This is a genomic window from Acinetobacter sp. S-1 (assembly GCF_059579785.1).
On the sequence record NZ_CM184207.1, the window covers coordinates 2421635 to 2441076 of the forward strand.

The 19442-nt window shown below is 38.4% G+C and carries 21 protein-coding genes; 1 reads left to right on the plus strand and 20 read right to left on the minus strand.

Features of this window, described 5'->3' with window-relative positions:
* Positions 1-34: 34 nt before the first annotated feature.
* From AC52J8_RS11505 to AC52J8_RS11565, 13 genes are all read right to left on the minus strand, one after another.
* Positions 35-1774, minus strand: a complete 1740-nt coding sequence (locus tag AC52J8_RS11505; protein ID WP_086400040.1) for a ShlB/FhaC/HecB family hemolysin secretion/activation protein — start codon at positions 1772-1774, stop codon at positions 35-37.
* Positions 1775-2120: 346 nt separating this feature from the next.
* On the minus strand, positions 2121-3341 hold the full coding sequence (locus tag AC52J8_RS11510; RefSeq protein WP_017400097.1) for a chloride channel protein: 1221 nt from the start codon (positions 3339-3341) through the stop codon (positions 2121-2123).
* Positions 3342-3644: 303 nt separating this feature from the next.
* Complete coding sequence (locus AC52J8_RS11515; protein ID WP_086400041.1) at positions 3645-5363, minus strand: acetyl/propionyl/methylcrotonyl-CoA carboxylase subunit alpha; 1719 nt, start codon at positions 5361-5363, stop codon at positions 3645-3647.
* On the minus strand, positions 5360-6946 hold the full coding sequence (locus AC52J8_RS11520) for a 5-oxoprolinase subunit B/C family protein (protein ID WP_086400042.1): 1587 nt from the start codon (positions 6944-6946) through the stop codon (positions 5360-5362). Before AC52J8_RS11520 ends, AC52J8_RS11515 begins: the two co-directional genes overlap by 4 nt.
* A gap of 32 nt (positions 6947-6978) precedes the next feature.
* Positions 6979-7794, minus strand: coding sequence for a putative hydro-lyase (locus tag AC52J8_RS11525; RefSeq protein WP_086400043.1), 816 nt, complete (start codon positions 7792-7794; stop codon positions 6979-6981).
* Positions 7795-7796: 2 nt separating this feature from the next.
* Positions 7797-8561: a LamB/YcsF family protein gene (locus AC52J8_RS11530; RefSeq protein ID WP_000496072.1), complete on the minus strand. Its 765-nt coding sequence runs from the start codon at positions 8559-8561 to the stop codon at positions 7797-7799.
* Positions 8562-8595: 34 nt separating this feature from the next.
* Positions 8596-9849, minus strand: coding sequence for an NRAMP family divalent metal transporter (locus tag AC52J8_RS11535; RefSeq protein WP_086400044.1), 1254 nt, complete (start codon positions 9847-9849; stop codon positions 8596-8598).
* 344 nt (positions 9850-10193) lie between these two features.
* Complete coding sequence (mumR, locus tag AC52J8_RS11540; protein WP_014206319.1) at positions 10194-11105, minus strand: LysR family transcriptional regulator MumR; 912 nt, start codon at positions 11103-11105, stop codon at positions 10194-10196.
* A gap of 91 nt (positions 11106-11196) precedes the next feature.
* A complete protein-coding gene (locus tag AC52J8_RS11545) occupies positions 11197-11376 on the minus strand; it encodes a zf-HC2 domain-containing protein (protein ID WP_017400102.1) in 180 nt (59 codons plus the stop codon).
* A complete protein-coding gene (locus AC52J8_RS11550) occupies positions 11370-11990 on the minus strand; it encodes an RNA polymerase factor sigma-70 (RefSeq protein ID WP_005076757.1) in 621 nt (206 codons plus the stop codon). The genes AC52J8_RS11545 and AC52J8_RS11550 overlap by 7 nt, the downstream gene beginning before the upstream one ends.
* Before the next feature lie 2 nt (positions 11991-11992).
* Positions 11993-12748 carry an HvfC family RiPP maturation protein gene (locus AC52J8_RS11555; protein ID WP_086400045.1) on the minus strand — a complete coding sequence of 252 codons (756 nt, stop codon included), beginning with the start codon at positions 12746-12748 and terminating at the stop codon, positions 11993-11995.
* Entirely contained in the window at positions 12699-13562 is an 864-nt protein-coding gene (locus AC52J8_RS11560) for an HvfB family MNIO-type RiPP peptide maturase (protein ID WP_086611313.1), read from the minus strand. The genes AC52J8_RS11555 and AC52J8_RS11560 overlap by 50 nt, the downstream gene beginning before the upstream one ends.
* A gap of 69 nt (positions 13563-13631) precedes the next feature.
* Positions 13632-13940: an HvfA family oxazolone/thioamide-modified RiPP metallophore gene (locus AC52J8_RS11565; protein WP_002122109.1), complete on the minus strand. Its 309-nt coding sequence runs from the start codon at positions 13938-13940 to the stop codon at positions 13632-13634.
* A gap of 163 nt (positions 13941-14103) precedes the next feature.
* Here AC52J8_RS11565 and AC52J8_RS11570 point away from each other — a divergent pair, with 163 nt between their 5' ends.
* A complete protein-coding gene (locus AC52J8_RS11570) occupies positions 14104-14706 on the plus strand; it encodes an HvfX family Cu-binding RiPP maturation protein (RefSeq protein WP_032038324.1) in 603 nt (200 codons plus the stop codon).
* 129 nt (positions 14707-14835) lie between these two features.
* Here the strand turns inward: AC52J8_RS11570 and AC52J8_RS11575 are convergent, their stop codons facing one another.
* From AC52J8_RS11575 to AC52J8_RS11605, 7 genes are all read right to left on the minus strand, one after another.
* Positions 14836-15780, minus strand: a complete 945-nt coding sequence (locus AC52J8_RS11575) for a DUF4424 family protein (RefSeq protein ID WP_203079914.1) — start codon at positions 15778-15780, stop codon at positions 14836-14838.
* A 120-nt stretch (positions 15781-15900) separates the two neighbouring features.
* Positions 15901-16245, minus strand: a complete 345-nt coding sequence (locus tag AC52J8_RS11580) for a hypothetical protein (protein ID WP_086265097.1) — start codon at positions 16243-16245, stop codon at positions 15901-15903.
* A 311-nt stretch (positions 16246-16556) separates the two neighbouring features.
* Positions 16557-17015: a hypothetical protein gene (locus tag AC52J8_RS11585; RefSeq protein WP_017387211.1), complete on the minus strand. Its 459-nt coding sequence runs from the start codon at positions 17013-17015 to the stop codon at positions 16557-16559.
* A 250-nt stretch (positions 17016-17265) separates the two neighbouring features.
* Positions 17266-17460, minus strand: coding sequence for a hypothetical protein (locus tag AC52J8_RS11590; protein ID WP_005070097.1), 195 nt, complete (start codon positions 17458-17460; stop codon positions 17266-17268).
* A gap of 174 nt (positions 17461-17634) precedes the next feature.
* On the minus strand, positions 17635-17952 hold the full coding sequence (locus tag AC52J8_RS11595) for a hypothetical protein (RefSeq protein WP_005070099.1): 318 nt from the start codon (positions 17950-17952) through the stop codon (positions 17635-17637).
* 160 nt (positions 17953-18112) lie between these two features.
* Positions 18113-18805, minus strand: a complete 693-nt coding sequence (locus AC52J8_RS11600) for a hypothetical protein (protein WP_086400048.1) — start codon at positions 18803-18805, stop codon at positions 18113-18115.
* Between the two features lie 2 nt (positions 18806-18807).
* Positions 18808-19365 (minus strand): hypothetical protein, encoded by a 558-nt coding sequence (locus AC52J8_RS11605; RefSeq protein WP_032038331.1) that lies wholly within the window; start codon positions 19363-19365, stop codon positions 18808-18810.
* Positions 19366-19442 lie beyond the last annotated feature (77 nt).

Consider the following 19442-nt stretch of genomic DNA (forward strand, 5'->3'; position numbering starts at 1 on the left):
TCTAATTAAAATTAATTTTGTTTCTTAAGGAAACTTAATAAAAAGCATTTAGGCTAAATCCAAATATCCAGTCTTTTTTTATACTCTGCGGAGCGATTAGGCCTCGCCCTGTAAAGGCATCAATATAAAAATGGTTCAGATAACTTCGTAGACCTACGACACTTCCCATCAGATGACGCTGCCCAGCAATACTGTTCTTACCGTTAACCCAGCCCTGATCTACGGCAACATACATTTGTGTATTTGGAATTTTTGTATTTACGCTGATTTCCTGTTGTAAATACTGTCCGTTATCGCCTGATAGCATCAGTTCACCATCAAAACCTCGAACGCTATAACGACCACCGATATAAAAACGATCATTAGGTACTAAAACTCGTGGAGCATATTGTCCACGCCAGTTCAAACGGTATTGAGCAGGCGTATCTAAAAGCAAAAATGGCATTTGAAAACGTAAATCGGCACTCCATATCGGTGCACGGGAATACCCTTCTGACGGTAATGGATTTTTATCAATGTCCTTAATTTGTTCTTCTGGTGCTAACAACGCATCAAATGCGCCTGTGCCATGCCGATAATCCAAACCAGCATCTAATACAGCATCACCCAGATATTGGCGATGTTGTATCCCCGCATTCCAGCCTGAAGTTTTTCTACGTTGTACTCCGATTTCAATATCATCAATAAAGTTTGAATTTTGCTTATGGTAGAGCTTGCCATAGAGGCTGGTTTTATGTTGCCCACTTCGGCTAAGTACACGAGATACATTCAAATTACCCTGCTGACTTAAGCCGTGATAACGCAGTACACCATTTGCACCCAATACATTTTGTTCGTATTGATAACGGCTATAGCTAGTACTGAAATCATAATTTCCTAACGGAAGCTGATAACTTACAAAGTAGTTTTTATTTAAGTCTCGATGTAAGTTATCTAATGAATGACTAAAATTAAAAGAAAGAGAATCACTTAAATAGAATGGATTATTAATATTGAGTCCCAGACTACCTATATAACGACCTGTATCTTTACTCCCTGAATTATCCAGACCAAAATTTAAATTGATTTTTGATTGTGGCTGTAACTTAATAATCAGATCACTATACCCTTTAGCTTCCTGAACAGACTCATTTGATGGCACAATTTGTATATCTACCGTATAAGCTCGTTTTAAGTTTTCGAGACCCTGATCAAGTTGTTGTAGATTAAGGACATCGCCTTCTTTAAATGGTAAAGATGCTTTAAGTTGTAATAAAGAGAGTTGCTCACCTTCAACGATGATCTTACGTAAACGCCCAATCTGCACACCAAGTCGCAAAGAACCTTGCTGAATATCTTGAGGATCAACAGTAACCTGACTGGTAATAAAACCCTTTTTAATCAATTCATTTTGGGCGAAATTAACGAGGTTACGTAAGCTTTGCGTACCGATACACTTGCCAATAATCTTCTGCGGATGATTCCAGATTGCCCGAAGCATAAAGTGAAATTTATAGTGTTCAGGGTCCTGTAACGTCTTTCTATCAAAATCAATATTCTTGACCTTAACGCATGGCTCTTCCGAAACGACTATAGTTTTAAAATCCTGCAATTGGGTAGTGACAGGTTTAGGTGCAAGCTGAGTGATTTGCTCTTCTAATTGTTGATTAAGCTCTTTTAAACGTTGTTCCTGACGTATACGATCTGGTAAAGAAATATCATCGATAGCATAAGCATGTGTAGCTACCCCATACAAAAGAAAAAAAGCGTGAGTAAAAAAAATTTTGTTTTGCATAAAATGTTATTTTTAATTTACCAAATGGATAAAAAATCAAACAAAAACTACATGAATCATTCACAATCAACAATAAATGTCATAAAAAATTCATAATTGAAACATTTTGGAAATTTTTTAAATATTTTTAATTTTTATTAATGTATACCTGTGGTTTAAATATTTAGGAAACAATAGTTGTTCATTAAAATTAATTTCCATCTTCTTTTATAAAGATATAAATTCAATTCTTTTCATATTTTTAGAAGTATTTCACTTACTAGGCCAATTTTTATCATTATTAAAAAAAGAAGATTTAATAGGAGTTAAGCAACCTAAAACCACTCAACTCCTTAGAAAGGCTTAATCAATCCATCAATTTCTTACGACGGTACAACCCACAATTCCCAGAAAATAACGCCGCCAACAAACAAGTAATAATGGCATAAGTCGCAACATTCATCCCAAATAGCTCAACAGCTAAAATAATAGACGTTAATGGTGCCTTACTTGCCCCTGAAAATAAACTGACTAACCCTAATCCTGCAAGCAATGAAATTGGCAGATTTAAAACCGCCCCTAAAGCATTACCTAATGTCGCACCTACATAAAAGAGTGGCGTAATTTCGCCACCTTTAAAACCAGATCCTAAAGTAATGGCTGTAAAAATAGTCTTGTTAAAAAAGTCGTAAAACTCAATCGGTACATAAAAAGATGAAATGATTTTATCTGTACCCAAACCGTTGTATTGCTGATGCGCAGTGAACAACGTAAGTAGCATAATGACAATACCACCCGCCATCGTTCTTAATGGCAAATAACGAACATATTTATAAAAGACGTCACTCGCAAAATGGATGGCCGCAATAAAGAAACGTGCGACTAGACCGAAGATCAGACCTGCCACAATTAAGTTCATGAGCGTGCCAAAATGAATGGCTGGAAACTCACTAATCACATAAAAAATATGCGGATGAACAATATCAAATAGCTCAGGGATAGCCGATGCAATCAGCGCCGATACAAAACATGGAAAAATAGCAGAGTATCTTAAATTACCTAAAGCAGTAATTTCTAACCCATAGATTGCACCCGCCAAAGGCAAACCAAACACCCCTGCAAAGCCTGCACCAATACTGGCGATTAAACAGATTTTTCGGTTATCTTCCGAGACTTTTAATATATGGCTTAAGTGGTCAATTAAGGCACCTGAAAGCTGAACCGCTGGGGCCTCACGCCCTGCCGAACCACCGAATAACTGCGTTAAAATTGAAGTAATAAAAATGATGGGGCTCATTCGTTTTGGAATAAACGACTTAGGCTGGTGAATTTCATCAATCAGTAAATGGGTTCCCCGTTCAATCGGTGATCCATATTTTTTAATGAGATAGCCAATACCAAAACCCACAAAAGGCAAAAAGTAGATGAGCCAGTGATGCAGGCTTCTGACTTTGTTTGAAATATCAAAAGCGACAAAAATTAAAGTCGATGCCAACCCCGCGACGACTCCAATCACAATCGAGATGACGAGCCAATAGACACTGTATTTTAGAATTTGATCATATTCAGATGAAGGTAGAATTTTCATTCGCTTTCTTCAATTCGCCTTTGAGTGAGTGCCAAATTCTCAAATTATTTTTATGCTGCCAGCTCATTAAGTGAGAAATGCTTAAACTGGGCTAAAAATTAAAGCCCGCATAAGCGAGCTTTCAATACAGTGATTAATTTTCATATCACTAAACTGTGATAAATATCTCACAATTAGGGCTGATTTTCAAGCTGAAAATGGTTAACGAGTACTGCGAAAAATAACGAACTAAGTGAATAAATAAGCATTCGATTTGACCCAATCAAACTAATGCCTAATCGGGTCAAATTATTTAATGAAGTCTTAATTAATACTCGCAATCACAGTTTCCGCATGACAGGTCGCGCCCTTCTCTGCGCCAATCTGAATAACGCCACTGCGGTGCGCCAGTACCTGTACTTCCATTTTCATGGCTTCCATAATGGCAACCACTTGACCTTCGGTGACTTGCTCGCCATTTTCGACTTTCCAAGCGCTAATCACACCATTAATTGGAGCAAGTAAATGCTCGGCACTCACTTCTGGCTCAGCGGTTTGTGCTTGAACTGCGGTTGCTGGACCTTGTGCAAACATGCCTGCTGGTAAACCTAGACGGTGTAACTTGCCATCAATTTCAATGTAGCTGAGTAGCATTGGTTGTTGATGGTTTGGAATGCCACGTTTGGTTGGCTTTAATTCTTGTTTAAAGTCATTTTCAATCCAGCGTGTATGTACATTAAATTCATCTGTAAAGTCAGGTTCATTAAGTACCGCGCGGTGAAAATCTAAAACCGAAGCTACGCCTTCAATTTTAAATTGTTTTAAAGCACGTTTAGCGCGAGCAATTGCAACTTCGCGGGTTGGACCAGTGACAATCAGTTTTGCCATGAGTGAATCAAAATGGCTAGACACTAATGACCCAGTTCGAACACCTGTGTCGATTCGTACACCGTTACCAAACGGTGCTTCAAATAAACTCAACACACCAAACGCTGGAATAAACCCACGTGCTGGGTCTTCGGCATTAATACGAAACTCAATGACATGGCCTTGGGCTTTTGGAGTTTCTTTAATAGAAAGCGCTTCACCTTGTGCCACGCGAATTTGTTCCACCACCAAATCGACTTTTGAGGTTTCTTCAGTCACTGGGTGCTCAACTTGCAAGCGTGTGTTTACTTCTAAGAATGAAAGCTTGCCATCACGACTGAGTAAATATTCAACTGTACCTGCACCCACATAGTTTGCAGCCTGACAAATATTTTTTGCCGAGGTTAAAATTTGCTGATAAATCTCATCGCTAATAAATGGTGCTGGTGCTTCTTCGACTAACTTTTGGTTACGGCGTTGCAATGAACAATCACGTGTGCCAAGCACCACAATGTTTCCATGTTGGTCGGCGATCACTTGCGCTTCTACATGGCGCGGTTTATCGAGATATTGCTCGACAAAACATTCACCACGGCCAAAGGCAGCTTTTGCTTCACGTACTGCTGACTCATAAAGCTCTTTCACTTCTTCGAGTTTCCACGCGACTTTTAAGCCACGGCCACCACCACCAAACGCAGCTTTAATGGCAATGGGTAAACCATATTGTTTGGCAAACTTTAAAGCTTCCTCTGCATTATTGAGTGGATCTTGCGTACCCTGAACCAAAGGCGCACCGACCGAAGCAGCAATTTTACGTGCTTCAATTTTATCGCCCAATTTTTCAATGGCACTTGGTGATGGCCCTACCCATTTTAAGCCCGCATCAATCACGGCTTGGGCAAATTCAGCACGTTCAGATAAAAAGCCATAACCCGGATGCACCATGGTCGCTTTTGATTTTTTTGCAACCTCGATAATGGCTGGAATATTTAAATAGGTTTCACTGGCAGTCGCACCAGCCAAGCCCCATGCTTCATCTGCAAGTTCGACATGCATGCTACCAATATCGTCATCTGCATATAACGCGACTGAAGAAATTCCCATGTCACGGCAAGCATGAATAATACGAACGGCAATTTCACCACGGTTAGCAATCAATAATTTTTCTGTATTCATCTTTCATTCTCAAAATCTGTAAATTCGGCAATTTTTTTAAATTTGATGCGGCAACCTGCCGGAATCTGTGCCACCAAATCCCAATGGTGTTTAGCAACAGAGCCAATGACCGGATATCCGCCCGTTAAAGGGTGATCATTCATAAACAAAACAGGCTGACCATTCGGTGGAATCTGTAAAGCGCCAATGCAAGTGCCTTCACTTTCCAGTTCATGGGTAATTTTGCGAGTTAAAGACTGCGCACCTGAAAGTCTTAGCCCGACTCGGTTGCTTTCATTTGTTACCAGCCACTCTTGCTGACACAGTAGTTCAATACTGTCTTGTTCGAACCAATCGGTACGTGGGCCCATCACAATATCTAGCTCAACTACTTCGTCAGCTTGTGGCAAATCGGTTTTACCAACTTCATTTACGCTAATATTGGCTACTTGAACCTGTCCTTGGTAAATGGTATCTCCGAGCTTTAAAGGCTCTGGACCTAACACTGCCAAGCTGTCAAATGAGGCACTATTGAGTACTGGTTCAACGTCTATACCACCACGGACTGCCAAATAGTTTCTTAAGCCTGCGGTCGGTGGCTGAATTTGAAATTCATCGCCTTCATCCAAATCAATCGGTTGATAGCTTGCAAAGTCTGCGGTTTGTCCGTCAGCAAATTTCACACGAATGTTTGAAATGGCACCTGCCACCGCAATAACGCCTGCATGCTGCATTTTGGCTTTTAAACCACCATTTAAAACTTCAATGACTGGTGTATCGGTTGGATTACCGACAATACGGTTAGCACTGTGCATGGCAGATAAATCCATTGCACCCGCTACGCCAACCCCAATATTGGTCTGGTTTAAGCGCCCTTCGTCTTGAATAAGCATTTGTAAACTTGGCGCAGTGATCTTAAACAGTTGCACAGATTGTTTCGGCTCAACCTTACGTGTGATTTGCTGCGGTACAGTCACAGTCGTTGGGTTATGCGTCACATCTTCAAAATGAACGGTCATGCCCGGTAACAGTAATGCAGGATTTTTACGCTCTAAATCCCACATTTTTTCTGATGTGGTTCCAATCAGCTGCCAACCACCCGGACTGTCTTTTGGGTAAATACCAGAGTATTTTCCAGCCAAGCCCAAAGAGCCTGACGGTATTTTTTTACGAGGAACCGTTAAGCGTGGAATATCGGTAAAAGGCTTATCGGGGCTGCTCATATACGCAAAGCCCGGCGCAAAACCAATAAAAGCCACATTCCACACGCTTTGGTGATGTTTTCTAATCACATCAGCCACAGACAGCCCTTGTAACTCGGCAACCTGAGCAAGGTCTTCGCCATCGTAACGAATCGGCATAATCACTTCTTGGCCGCTACGCTCAAATCCAGAATCAATTTTGAGGCTCTGAATTGAAGCAACCAGCGTTTTAAAGTTGGTTTCGATCTCGTTAAAGAAAACCAAAATTGTTTTTGCAGCGGGGACTAAGTCTTTAATTCCATTCAATTGCGTATTTTGCAATTTATTGTACAACGCCAAAGTTTCCTCTAAGCTCGCAAGCTCAATTAGAAAACAATCGGCGTTTACCGATAAAAAACGCATTTGCTTATCCTTTTAATTCTTCTTTAGTCCAGTTAGCCAATCCAAGCACGGTCAGGAATGTCGGTAATAAACATGTGACCCGGTGCATGACTAATCGCAAAAGGAATTTTCGAGTTCATGACAGCCGCTTGCGGTGTTACGCCACACGCCCAAAATACTGGAATTTCACCTGCTTCAATACGAGAAGCATCGCCAAAGTCGGGCTTATTTACATCCAAAATTCCTAAGCTTTCAGGGTGACCAATATGTACAGGCGCACCATGTACACTTGGCATACGTGCAGTAATTTTTACCGCTTCACTAATTTGATGCGATGGAATTGGTCGCATGGAAACCACCATGTTTCCTGAAATACGCCCTGCTGGTTGGCACTTTATATTGCTCAAATACATCGGCACATTGGTATCGTCATGAATATGGCGAACTTCAATACCCGCTTCTTGCAAAGCTGTTTCAAACGAAAAACTACAGCCAATTAAGAAAGTCACCAAATCAGGATGAGCGTTATAAATCTCTCTTGCATCGGTCACTTCATCGACCATTTGGCCATTTTTCCAAATGCGATAACGTGGGAAGTCGGTTCGAATGTCTGAGTCTGCTGCAAGCTTAGTTGCATAGATGCCTTCTTCGAGCACATCAAGCACTGGGCAGCTTTGAGGGTTACGGTGTGCATAGAGCAAAAAGTCATATGCCCACTCTTTTGGCACCGAAATCATATTGACCTGCGTCATGCCCGCAGCCATGCCTGCTGTCGGTTTATCAAAACCAGCTCGGATTTTTAAACGCGCATCTAATGCGGCTTCAAGCTGAGCTGGGTCGACTTTAATATCCTTATACATGGTGCTCATCCTTATGCTTTATTTACAAATGGGCGGATTTCAATATTGTTTTTTACAAGCTCGGCTTTAATGGCAGCCGACATCTCTAGCGCACCGTCGGTATCGCCATGTAGGCAAATGGTGTCGGCTTGAATTGGGGTAAATACACCATCAATTGACTCAACTCCACCATTTTTAAGCATAGACACCACACGGCTCGCAACAAATGCCGAGTCGTGTAAAACCGCACCTTCTAGACGTCGGGAAACCAATGAACCATCGCTGTTATAAGCACGGTCTGCAAATGCTTCAGATACAACTTTTAAACCCGCAGCTCGTGCCTGTTCGACTAAGTTCGACCCAGCCAAAGCCACTAAGACCAGTTCAGGGTTATACATTTTAATCGCATCAATCACGGCTGCTGCCTGAGCTTGGTCATGTGCAATGGTGTTGTAGAGCGCGCCATGTGGTTTAACGTATTGCACTTTTGAGCCTGCCACTTTCGCCAAGCCATCGAGTGCAGAAATTTGGTAAAGCACATCGGCAATCAATTCGTCACGTGACAAATCCATATTACGGCGGCCAAAGCCTACAAGGTCTGGGTAAGACACATGGGCCCCAATAGTCACACCAAGCTCAACAGCTTTACGAACCGTTTTTAAGATGCCGAGTGGGTCGCCCGCATGAAAACCACAAGCAATATTGGCACTGGTCACGACAGGTAAAATCTGGTCATCATTACCCATTTTCCATGAGCCAAAGCTTTCACCCAAATCACTATTTAAATCTACAAACATGGCATTATTCCTTTATTACTTAACAACGTCTGGCTTAAAGCTTGGTCAAATAGTTAAATACAGCCGTAAACGACATATAGCCCATCCACCACGTTAACAGACATGTTAATCCACCTAAAATAAGCAACCATTTTGGATAGTTATAATTACCCATTAAATCTTTACGGCACGCGGCAACATACACAAAAATTGTAAGGCCAATTGGCAACACCAAACCGTTAAAACCACCTACGAAAATGAGTAGACCTGCCGGAGTCGCACCCAATAATACATAGAGCAATAGAGCCAATGCGATAAAGGTAATGGTCGTATAGTTGGTTTGTTTTGGTGTTAAGTTCTTTTTAAAAGCAGTAAAGAATGACACTGAAGTATATGCTGCGCCGATCGTGCTACTAATACCCGCTGCCCAGAAAATTAAGCCGAATAATTTAAAACCGAATGTACCCGCTGCATATTGGAATGCTTGAGCTGCCGGATTGGCGTCATGGCTGGCTAAATCAATGGTTGCCCCGCTCACCACCACACCTAAAAAAGCCAAGAACAACACATAGCGCATGATGCCGACTACAACAATGCCCTTGGTTGCAGCTTTAGCAACTTCATCAATATTTTCAGGGCCAACAGCGCCTTTATCGAGTAAACGATGGGCACCCGCGTAGCAGATATAGCCACCAACCGTACCGCCAACAATGGTGGTAATAATGGCAAAGTCGATCTGATCTGGAGCAAAGGTTTGATGTACAGCTTGCCCAACAGGGGGCATTACAATGACAGCAACGATAATAATCAGGAGGATTTTAAGCAATCCCAACACGATCATGCTTTTATCCATGGCAAGCGTTGCTTTTCTTGATGCAAAAATCAAAATGGCTAATGCACCACTTAAAATACCGCCCCACTTTGTGTCTAGGCCAAAAAGCGCATTTAAACCTAAAGCTGCACCGGCAATGTTACCGACACTAAAGAAAAACCCGCCTAAAATCACCAGAAACGCCAGTAAATAACCACTACCCGGTAATGCTTTATTGGCAATATCAGATGCACGCATTTGAGTAAGTGTCACCACACGCCAAATGTTTTGTTGAACCACATAATCAATCAGAATGGAAACTAAAATGGCAAAGCCAAATGCCGCGCCTAACTTGACTGTAAATACAGCAGTTTGGGTTAAAAATCCAGGCCCCATTGCAGAGGTCGCCATCATAAAGATCGAGGCCACAATGGCCCATTGGCGATCTGATAAAATAGAAGATTTCAGTAAAGACATATTAATGCGTTCCTCATCCATTTGAGCTTAACAACGCTATTTTCAAGTTGAACCAAGAACACCATTTTTCGTCCCAAACGATATTCTTTAATCCTTTAAAATGACAAAGATTCCCTGTTCCCCAATTAACACAATCGGTGATCAAATCTTGTGTCTAAAATAAAAACATAGCTAATCCCTACGGACAATAAGACTTTTTACATAAAATTAAAAAATCAAATATTTGATTTTTAATGATTTATTAATTATTAGAAAATCAGGATAAGCTTTACTTATTGAAGTTAATAAGCTGCTTTTATGGTTTTACATACAAAACAGCTTTTTTAAATAAGAAAAAATAGGGATAAAAGACACACAAAAACAGCTTATTTTTTAATTTGCTCATTGAGTCTTTTCATAGCGCATTCAGAGACCTTAACCGCAACTTCGGTCAATTTCTCTTTTAAGGCAACATCGTTTCCTTGAATGTAGATCGAGGTGAAATGAAACGTCTTTAACTGAATAGGCGTATTTAATATTTCTAGTCGCCCATCAGTAATTTCTTTTAGTGCTGTTAAGGTCGGCACCACAGCAATACCTAAGCCCTGCTCGGCTAAACGCAACAGCGTTGCCAATGAATAACTGGTAATTGAAAGTGGTTCATCAATCCCTTGCTCTTTCATTCGTGCTTTCAATTCTTTATAGGGATAGGTAATTTTTGGATAAGTTAAAATGGTATGTGACATTAAAGTTTTAAAAGACATTTGAGCAACTCCACCTTTAAACGACGGTGAAGCCAAGAAACTGAGTTCAAAGTCACACAAGGCTTGTTCAATACACTCAAAAGCTAAAGTAGGCCCAAGTAAAAAAGCCATGTCTAAGTCACCTGTCCGAACACCTTCTTGTAAGTTAGGCGTAAGGTCTACCACAATTTCTACTGAAATTTTTGGGAACTCTTGCTGAACCTTTTCGATATATTCAACCAACCATGTATAAACAATAGTTTCGGAAACGCCCAAACGAATGGTGCCAGTCAGGTGCTGATTTTCAGTCAGTTCAGCCACCAGATCGGTCTCTAGTCGCATAAATTTTTCGGCGTACTTAAATAAAGTTAAGCCTTTGTGTGTTGGTTTAAGCTGCCGATAACTTCGATCTAAAACTTTAAAGCCTAATTCATTTTCAAGAGATGTGATTTTTTGAGAGACCGCAGGCTGGGTGGTTTGTAATTTAGTCGCGGCCTTATTGAAGCTCTTTAAAGTCACAACCCAATAAAATGCTTCAAGATTCTTTAAATTCACGTTTCATCCTGTCTTAAAAAACTCCTTTACTTTTATAGTATGGGAGTTGTTAGCGTGATTAGGCTAGCAATAAATAAATTTTTAAATAAAATTAGCCATCCAAATTTTTAAATGCTTTAGAAAGCTGACTAATTGTTTTGATCTGTTTTGAATAACGGCGGCATGAGCGGCACGCCAATAAATGTAGTTGTAAACCACTTTGCTCACGTAATAACAATGGTCTATCTTGCTTTTCAGACAACAGTTGAGTGGCTTGTCGACATGTCAGCATGAACAATCCTCCTTCAATAACCATTTATTTTCTAAACATTCACGTAGTCGGGTACGACTCCGATACATCAACACATTAAAGTTTGAGATAGACAATTCCAACTTGCTACAAATCTCATTAGAACTCAGCTCTATCACCTCTCTCATCATAAAAACTTGAGCATATTTGGCAGGTAAATGATTTAAACAAGCTTCAAAAATCATCCAGAAATCTGCCTGCTCCATCATTTCTTCAGGGCTTTGCCATGCTTGAGGCGCTTCATATTTATGCCAATGTCCGGAAGCATCAAACAGTGCATCAATACTCAGTTCACTTTCCTCATCTTTAAATAATTCTGTCATTGAGACCAAACGCGATTTTTGCCGAATCACATCAATAATTTTATTTTTTAAAATCGCGAACACCCATGTTTTAAACGCAGCACGTCCTTTAAATGAATCTAAATGCTGGAAAGCACTCGTTAATGCCTCTTGCACCACATCTTCAGCTTGAGGAAGAGAAGAAAGCTGTAAAAAAGCAAATTTTATCATTTGCTGTCTTAAGTCTTGTAAAAAGGCTGGATTATGCAGCTGATCCCCTATTTCTTCATGATCTGATGCCACGGCTGAAGTCATCCTTATACCTCTTTAAAATCATGGGGAGTTTGAATCAATCGCATTCGAGTTAACAGTGCTTTTAGTTCTTGAATCTGCAAATAAATATCATGTTCAGATAAATCAGTGAGTACAGATTGAATCAGTGTATGAATATCTTGGTCAGTTAACTTTACATTTTGAGTCAACTGTTCAATCACCATAGCAAACAAAGGCGAAAGCTGTTCAATACACACTTTGTCTTGTTCATCTCGCCAAACCATAATTGCTCCAGGCATAGGCTCGGCCTGTTCTGGAGTCATTAAAATTGTCCATGTATAAACGGGATATTGATAAACCAATACCCATACCTTTGTGGTTAACTGCCAATCACAGTTTTCCTGCAAAACTATTTTTTCAATTTCAACAGTGTCTAAATACAACTCAAGCCATTCAAACTGCAACAACTCAGCCAACCAAGGGTATTCTTGCAATATCGGGTGCTGCTGATCTGTCAAATACTCTCTAAACTCAAGAGAAATATCATTATACAAAGGCGAGCGACACTGGGCTTTTTGAAAAAACTCCGAGAGTAATTGTTGCCACTTTAACTCTGGCAACATCGCACGAGCCACGGGATAAACTAAATCAATAAATGAACAGACATTATTAAAAAGTAAGTCTCGATAAATATGCATTCGTCCGGCAGGAAGAGCTTGAGGTAATTCCAAATCAGGATCTCTAATCCAGTCACAAAACTGTTGTTGCATGGTCTGAAAGGATATTTGATTTTCCTTCATAGCCACTCTCCTGTTGTTGAATTATTTTAATTTTGGCTAGCTCCTCTTCTAGCTCTTGCCATGATGGAATATTAAAGTCGCGTTCAAGTAAAGTTGCCTTCACACCACACACTTGATAGGTATATCTCAATAGTTCCCATACGCGATCACAAACTTCTGCGCCATGCGTATCAATTAATAAATTTTTCTGAACTTGTTCATGTCCAGCAATATGTAAATAACGGATTCTTTCTTTTGGCATGTCCCGAATAAATGCAAATGCATCACTGCCATGATTAATACTGTTGACATAGACATTATTTACATCCAGAAGCAAATCACAGTCTGCATATAGAAGGACTTCACGGATAAATTCCGCCTCACCCATTTGGGCATTGGGCATTAAATAAGTAGAAACATTCTCTATGACTAATCGTCTTCCTAAAATATCTTGAACACGTAAAATACGTTCAGCGACATATTTAACAGCCGCTTCGGTCATGGGGATTGGCAACAAATCATATAGATAGCCCCCATCATTTGTATAACTTAAATGTTCAGAATAAATAGAGACATCATATTGTTCTAAAAAGCTTTTTATTTTTCCGATAAATTCAAGATTGAGTGGATGAGGACCGCCAATAGACAATGACAGGCCGTGACAAATTAATGGGGCTTTTTCAACACACTGTGCGAGTAATTTCGCATGTCGACCACCAAAACCTAGCCAGTTTTCAGGAGCAACTTCGATAAAATCGGGACATGTTTTTGCATCTAAAAACGAATCTATAAAATCACGCCTTAAACCCAGCCCTACGCCTGACAAATCCATCATGGTGATTTCTCCTTTTGGAAACGATGCCGGCACTTACTAGAAGGCCGACATCATCCATGATCAGATTGTTTACTTAGCGCCGCACTTACCGTCAGCGACTTTTTTATCTGCACCGCACTTGCCATCCGCTGCTTTTTTGGTTGCTCCACATTTACCATCAGCTGCTTTTTTATCTGCACCACATTTTGCTTCGGCAGACTTTTCGTGGTTTTTCATTTTGTTAGCACCGCATTTTGCTTCACCGCATTTTCCATCTGCTGCTTTGGTTGCATGTGCTTCGGTTGTTGTATGGGTTGCTGCTACCGCCACTTGTGTAGCGCCAGCAACTGAAAGTGCTAATAATGCCGCTACCGAAGTCATTGAATTGAGCTTGTTCATGTTAGTATTCCTTTAAAGATAAATTCTCGGTTTGTACATTTGTACGTATAGTTAGACGGACCAAATCCTTTTTTATTACACCGTAAATAAAATTTTTTTTATGTAAGAAATACAGTTTTTATCCGACTAATTAATATTCAATCGCATCGGATGTGAAATTATCATGAAGAATTTTATTTATGGCTTATCTCAATATTATCAAAAACTGGGTAAAACTCTACAACATGCAGACGGCATCGCAGCTCTGGCTCTTCGATTGTATTTAGTTCCTATATTTTGGATGGCTGGCACAAATAAATTAATGCACTTTAATGACATTGTAGAATGGTTTGGCAACTCAGATGGAGGTTTAGGACTTCCCTTTCCATATTTAATGGCATTACTTGCAACAACGGCGGAGCTAGCAGGTGCAATACTATTAACATTTGGCCTCTTTACACGCTTAATTAGCATCCCGCTCATGATTACCATGTTGGTTGCCATATTTACGGTCCATCTACCGAACGGATGGCAAGCCATTGCTGATCCAAATGCACCCTTTGCAAACATGCAGGTCTTGGCCTCGGCTGAAAAGTTAGAGAAAGCTCGTGAAATATTACAAACCTACGGCAATTATGACTGGCTTACTTCCAGTGGCTCGTTTGTAATTTTAAATAATGGAATTGAGTTTGCCGCTACGTATTTGGTCATGCTACTCGCACTGCTTGTTCTTGGAGGCGGCCGTTATTTCAGTTTAGATTATTGGATTAAAAAGAAACTGCTCTAATTAATCATTACGCCAACAATCCTACATGCAGCAACATAGAGCATCTTTTTTCTTATTGTGTGCCATGTCTGGTTCATGACACACAATTGATAGTGAGACAATATGATCAAACCAGAAGCTGGTATCAAATTATCGAACTCTGACAAAAATAATATCTAGGTCTTTTTTAGGTACAAACTTAGTCTTGGTCATTTGAAATTGAGTTGGACTAATTTTTTTAACTGGCCCATCCCAACAAAATGAAACCAGTTCATCCTTATCACGCTCAATGGTGAGCTTAAAGTTTTCAATTGGCTTTGCCCAATTTGCACCCGTCGTTAAAATATAACCCAAAGCACTAAACGGCGAATTTTCTGCACTGGCTTTTTTTAAGCCCTGCTTAAATTGTTTATCCATACAAAATTGCTGGTTATATTCATCTGGATAGAGAGCTACAGAGCCACCGACCAAAGGTTTGTATTCATGATGAATCTTAGTCAAACCATTTGCTTTAAAGGTCTGCTTCCAACTATAGATCACTTGAGATGACCACGGAATCACATCATCTTTTTTAAATTTGGCTAAAATTTTCTGTATTTGCGGCTTATTACATTGTTTTAGCTTATCTACATAATACTCATAATCATAGTTAGTACGAGTCCACGGATTTAGCATCTCTTTTTCACTAAAACCGCATTGCTTAAACTCATCCGTAGCATCAATCAGGGGAGATTTTTCATCTTTTTGAATAAAAGTTCTGACATGCATCTCAGGTTTTATATTTTTACCATCCACCACAATTTTAAAACTTTTTAAAAGCTGTTCAGTGTGAGCAAAATCAGACTCAAAAAAATTATCAATGCGTGGTAACGGGAATAAGATCGTTTCCGTTACGTCTTTATTGCTTAAGTTTTTATAGAGGTAGTCGACCTTAATCAGTTTTTTACTGATGAATAGATCTTCACTTTGCATAGCAATCTGTGAGTTTTTGAGATATTGAATCCCACCTGTACCCATGTAACCCGTAGAGTCATTGGCTAGACCATAGGTAGATAACGAGGCTAAAACAGCAAAGGTTAATGCAAACGTTTTCATTTTAAAGCACTCTGTCATTTTCTAATTATGAAATATCGATCTGTAATAAAGCATAACTGTTTAAGCATAGAGGCAGTTAGTTTTTTAGTAATGACTTATATCGCTTTAAATCTAAAAACTTTAATGAAAATTTAGCTTTTGTCTCGTCATCTTTTTAGGCACACTAATTTTTCCAATAAAGTTGGTTAGCCATAAAATGCATTCATCACGATGTTCAAAGTGAGGCATCAAACTAAGGTCAATTTTTATATCTCGATCTGCCAAAGGCAAACTCAAGCAATATTCAAAGTCAATCGACTTATATTTTAACTTTAGGTCTTTTTCTTGGGCCTGTTTTTTGATTTCCGCCATGATGCGGTTAAGGTTAACAATCAAATTATTTGAAACTTGATTATTCTCATAGACACGTTCATAGACGTTTTCAGCAACGTCAATGTATTTTATAAGCTCTGCATTTTCATTCATATCGTTCACTTTCTCTTTTTTTAAAGATTATGAACTGCTAAATGTTTAATTGCGTTACTTGGTACATTAGTAATGTGAAAAATGTATTTTTTACTTTACCGACAAATATAATTAAGCAATTGATATTTATTAAAAACATTTTTTATTTTCATATTTATATACATTTAAGACTTTTGTTGAAGTTAAATTTTTCTAGTTATCACAATTAAGCAATGATCAATTTTAAGTCAAAAAAAACCGCCCCAGAAGGCGGTCGCTGAATTTAAACCAGCAGATATAGAAGTAAGGTGGACGTTTACTTCTATATTCTTTTATGAAGGAGTTTTATTGGTTTTAATAAAATCCTCAGATTTAAAATAATTGATAATCATGTCTGCATGCTCTTCTTTTGGAGGAGCAACAGTGACCGGAAACGCATCTTTCGACATCTTAAAACCTGGTGGTAAAAAGTGCGAAATTGGCGGTAACTTTGGTTTTCCACCTTCTGTGATTCGCTCAATAAATCCAGCTAACCAAAGAAGATATTCACCTTCATTTACGAACTTTGGCATAACACTCAGATCAATTTGAACTTTGCATTCACTTAACGGTTTCGTTAAGTTTTCTTCAAAGTCGATATAGTTGAACTTGAGCTTAAACTCAGTTCCTTTGATGGCTTTTCGAATCTGACTAATTAAACAGTTAAGGTTCTGAGTAATGTCATCAGTGAATAAGCTATCTTTTTTTATATTTTTATAAACCTTTTCGGCTACAGCTAGATACTTTGGCATTAACCTCTCTCCGTCCTATTGTTATAAAGTTCTGATCTATGAATGTCTTATGTATTTGATTATGCTTAAACGCGTGTAATTAAAGGTAACCTTATTAAACTTGTTTGTAAGTAGTTGGCGTTTTATGTAAATCGCACCAATAAAATATCGAAAAAAATTATGGTTTTGATAACTCATCCGCAAAAATGCATGGTTGAATAGAGAAAGTTTGAAACATTTATTTTCATATTATTTTTACCATTTGGTAAAATTAATATGCTTTCATTTGCTTATCTCGTCTCACTAAACCCAGAACAGCTCGACGCACTCGTATTTCTTCTTCAGAAAAAGGTAAATGCTCGATGAGCTCGCAAATTGAGAGAGAATTATTTTCGATCAAAAAGCAGTCTTGCTCTGTTGTCCAATTAGTCGTAGCCGATTCAGTTTGTTTTAAATAGCGTTTCATATTTCCTAGCAGACTTGTTTACATATACAAAAAGCCTGCCTTTAGGCAAGCTTATATTTCAGATTTTGAATTGATCATTATTATAGCAGTCTATACATGATATGTTCAGTTAATATTGTAGCTGCCCTAACTAAACATTATAAAAAAGCCCACTTACTGTGGGCTTCTAAATGGTTATTGTGCGGCATTTACCCCAACAATAAACTGACTACAATTAGAACCTTCAGATGCATTACCTAATTGTTTTTCAGAAAATTTAAATTTAGAGGCAACTGACTCATAATCTTTTTTAAGGCTTTGTCCTGTTAGCTCACCAAGCTCTTTCACTTGTTCTGGTTTCAAGATGCCATGTTCAACTGCTTGGTTTACCATGACACATGCTGTCGTCATCGCGTCATAACGCGCAGCAGTTTTAGAGTAGCCTAGAGCACCGATTACACCACCAACAATTAAACCAATAATGACCGCTAAAGTTACGTGCATTTTATTCATTTTTTAAATACCTAAAAATCTAACGAAAAGACGAACACTTCAAAAGGATGTGCTCAAGTCCAATCAAGATAGCGTTATTTACACGATATAAAAAGTTAGATTCTGTCACATTTGTTGATAGATTGAGTGAAATGCGTTTAACCAGTTCAAAAGAAAAATATCAGACCTTTCTAGTTCTCTTTCGTTTTTTGCTTGGCACTTCTAAAGGAATAACCACCTTACCCGTACCCAACCCGCGGAAAAAATAATTAATGATATATAAGAATAACAAGCCAAAATAAAAAATCGGGAAAATACTAAATAAGCTGACTGCTATTTCCCAGAACATCACCCCCACTCTGTAATTATAACTAAATGCTATAAGTCCACCTTTACGTCTAGGTCTGTGCTGAGAAATATCATCATCAATAAAGTGAAAAACTCCCATAATCAAACATATAGCAAATGTAATTGAGACCAATGTCTTTTTAACTAAAGGCTTTTCTAACCAAGGGTATTTTTTTGAAGATTCAAACTCGGCTTTAAAAAAGAATTTATAAATTTCTTCTTGATAAGCTTTATTAATCCCGTGTTCTTTAATAAAAAAATAGCATACTGCACAGCCTAAAAAGAACATGACTATGGTTATATAAATGCTATAAAGAATCGTAAAAAACGGTAGTGGGCCTTTTGTACCAATAGTCACATGCATAGTTTGTGTGATGTATTGATATAGCTCGTACTGCCATTCATTTTTTGGATAAGCAGGAAATACAAATAAAGGAATAATAAAAAGAATAGAGCATAAGGCTATATTTCCTCTATTTTCTTTACTTTTCCGTGCAATCGTAGAAAGAAAATTTTTAGAAGACATATCTATATTTTACAATTTGGAATCATGTGCTTAGCTTTATAAAACTCATCAAAAGCCTTCATATCATTTAACCATGGAGAGATAGTTTCCAGATTACGTTTATTAATATTTTTTGATGCTAATAGCCTTGGTGAAGAATAATTTTTCTGCTGAATTTTTTGATTATATTGTTGTACAAACATAAGCTTTAAGCATAATCCTCGAATGCCCTTATTACCAAAATATGAATACTCAGAATATTTATTTAAGACATCTTTCATTTCTTTATGTTCACCATTCCAAACATAAAATGAGCTTAATCCATTCAAATCGTTAATGTATATCTCATCATTAATGGAGTTTAACTCTAGCCCTTCTTTTAAAATAATACTGTTTATTTCCACTTCATCAGATAAGTCCATCCAAAAAAAAGAAGCCATGACTTCTTCTGAAAATCTTATTCTGGCTTGCTCTGTATCCTTAGGATATACAATAAAAAAATAATACAATCCTAGAAAAATAATAAAACCTAATATAATAGAAAGTAATCTCCAAAAATTAGTACCTTTTATAATATTCATAACAAGCCATTCATTTTATTTAATATCTTGTGAACGAACTTTACTCTATGTTTTAGATGAAATCAAAAGATGAGAGA

Bases quoted from the DNA above. Each gene is read 5' to 3' on its own strand.
- AC52J8_RS11515 (WP_086400041.1), bottom strand. From the start codon at position 5,363: ATGAATACAGAAAAATTATTGATTGCTAACCGTGGTGAAATTGCCGTT.
- AC52J8_RS11605 (WP_032038331.1), bottom strand. From the start codon at position 19,365: ATGAATATTATAAAAGGTACTAATTTTTGGAGATTACTTTCTATTATA.
- AC52J8_RS11575 (WP_203079914.1), bottom strand. From the start codon at position 15,780: ATGAAAACGTTTGCATTAACCTTTGCTGTTTTAGCCTCGTTATCTACC.
- AC52J8_RS11525 (WP_086400043.1), bottom strand. From the start codon at position 7,794: ATGAGCACCATGTATAAGGATATTAAAGTCGACCCAGCTCAGCTTGAA.
- AC52J8_RS11510 (WP_017400097.1), bottom strand. From the start codon at position 3,341: ATGAAAATTCTACCTTCATCTGAATATGATCAAATTCTAAAATACAGT.
- AC52J8_RS11550 (WP_005076757.1), bottom strand. From the start codon at position 11,990: ATGACTTCAGCCGTGGCATCAGATCATGAAGAAATAGGGGATCAGCTG.
- AC52J8_RS11535 (WP_086400044.1), bottom strand. From the start codon at position 9,849: ATGGATGAGGAACGCATTAATATGTCTTTACTGAAATCTTCTATTTTA.
- AC52J8_RS11580 (WP_086265097.1), bottom strand. From the start codon at position 16,245: ATGAATGAAAATGCAGAGCTTATAAAATACATTGACGTTGCTGAAAAC.
- AC52J8_RS11520 (WP_086400042.1), bottom strand. From the start codon at position 6,946: ATGCGTTTTTTATCGGTAAACGCCGATTGTTTTCTAATTGAGCTTGCG.
- AC52J8_RS11600 (WP_086400048.1), bottom strand. From the start codon at position 18,805: ATGTCTTCTAAAAATTTTCTTTCTACGATTGCACGGAAAAGTAAAGAA.
- AC52J8_RS11595 (WP_005070099.1), bottom strand. From the start codon at position 17,952: ATGAATAAAATGCACGTAACTTTAGCGGTCATTATTGGTTTAATTGTT.
- AC52J8_RS11565 (WP_002122109.1), bottom strand. From the start codon at position 13,940: ATGAACAAGCTCAATTCAATGACTTCGGTAGCGGCATTATTAGCACTT.
- AC52J8_RS11555 (WP_086400045.1), bottom strand. From the start codon at position 12,748: ATGAAGGAAAATCAAATATCCTTTCAGACCATGCAACAACAGTTTTGT.
- AC52J8_RS11585 (WP_017387211.1), bottom strand. From the start codon at position 17,015: ATGCCAAAGTATCTAGCTGTAGCCGAAAAGGTTTATAAAAATATAAAA.
- AC52J8_RS11570 (WP_032038324.1), top strand. From the start codon at position 14,104: ATGAAGAATTTTATTTATGGCTTATCTCAATATTATCAAAAACTGGGT.
- AC52J8_RS11590 (WP_005070097.1), bottom strand. From the start codon at position 17,460: ATGAAACGCTATTTAAAACAAACTGAATCGGCTACGACTAATTGGACA.
- AC52J8_RS11505 (WP_086400040.1), bottom strand. From the start codon at position 1,774: ATGCAAAACAAAATTTTTTTTACTCACGCTTTTTTTCTTTTGTATGGG.
- AC52J8_RS11560 (WP_086611313.1), bottom strand. From the start codon at position 13,562: ATGATGGATTTGTCAGGCGTAGGGCTGGGTTTAAGGCGTGATTTTATA.
- AC52J8_RS11530 (WP_000496072.1), bottom strand. From the start codon at position 8,561: ATGTTTGTAGATTTAAATAGTGATTTGGGTGAAAGCTTTGGCTCATGG.
- AC52J8_RS11545 (WP_017400102.1), bottom strand. From the start codon at position 11,376: ATGCTGACATGTCGACAAGCCACTCAACTGTTGTCTGAAAAGCAAGAT.